The sequence below is a fragment of the Enterobacter cloacae complex sp. 394F7 genome (assembly GCF_057320385.1).
Genome location: NZ_JBXWCS010000040.1, coordinates 1 through 932, shown reverse-complemented (window position 1 = coordinate 932; position 932 = coordinate 1). Strand labels below are relative to the sequence as shown.

General features: G+C 50.0%; 2 tRNA genes and 2 rRNA genes. All 4 read right to left on the bottom strand.

From position 1 onward, the window contains the following. Positions 1–347, bottom strand: a 23S ribosomal RNA gene (locus tag AC2FAK_RS22925); the annotation flags it as partial. 172 nt (positions 348–519) lie between these two features. Next, positions 520–595: transfer RNA gene (locus AC2FAK_RS22920), tRNA-Ala, on the bottom strand. 108 nt (positions 596–703) lie between these two features. Next, positions 704–780, bottom strand: a tRNA-Ile gene (locus AC2FAK_RS22915). Between the two features lie 69 nt (positions 781–849). Next, a 16S ribosomal RNA gene (locus tag AC2FAK_RS22910) occupies positions 850–932 on the bottom strand; the annotation flags it as partial.

The window sequence follows — 932 nt, the reverse complement described above, 5'->3', positions numbered from 1 at the left end:
TTTTCGTGTACGGGACTTTCACCCTGTACCGTGCGACTTTCCAGACGCTTCCACTAACACACAAGCTGATTCAGACTCTGGGCTGCTCCCCGTTCGCTCGCCGCTACTGGGGGAATCTCGGTTGATTTCTTTTCCTCGGGGTACTTAGATGTTTCAGTTCCCCCGGTTCGCCTCGTTAACCTATGTATTCAGTTAACGATAGTGCAACGGATTGCACTGGGTTTCCCCATTCGGACATCGCCGGGTCAAGGGTTCATATCACCTCGCCGGCGCTTTTCGCAGATTAGCACGTCCTTCATCGCCTCTGACTGCCAGGGCATCCACCGTGTACGCTTAGTCGCTTAACCTCACAACCCGAAGATGTTTCACTTCATGATTGCGAAAATTTGAGAGACTCGAACACACCATTAAAGATGTGTCGTTTCAATTTTCAGCTTGATCCAGATTTTTAAAGAGCAAAACTTCGCAGTGCACCTTTTCAGGTTCACTCTGAAGTTTTCTAGTGTTCGCAGTAAAAGATGGTGGAGCTATGCGGGATCGAACCGCAGACCTCCTGCGTGCAAAGCAGGCGCTCTCCCAGCTGAGCTATAGCCCCATCGTTTTGCAAACCTCTGTACCGGTAATTTTTCCTGAGACAAGGCGTGGTAACGCGAAGCATACATCAGTATGTGAGCGTTGCCGCAACGCAGTATCAGGGAAAATTTGGTAGGCCTGAGTGGACTTGAACCACCGACCTCACCCTTATCAGGGGTGCGCTCTAACCACCTGAGCTACAAGCCTGTAGAGGTTTTTACTGCTGTTTTTCATCAGACAATCTGTGTGAGCACTGCAAAGGCAGGTTCTTTAAGGTAAGGAGGTGATCCAACCGCAGGTTCCCCTACGGTTACCTTGTTACGACTTCACCCCAGTCATGAATCACAAAGTGGTAAGCG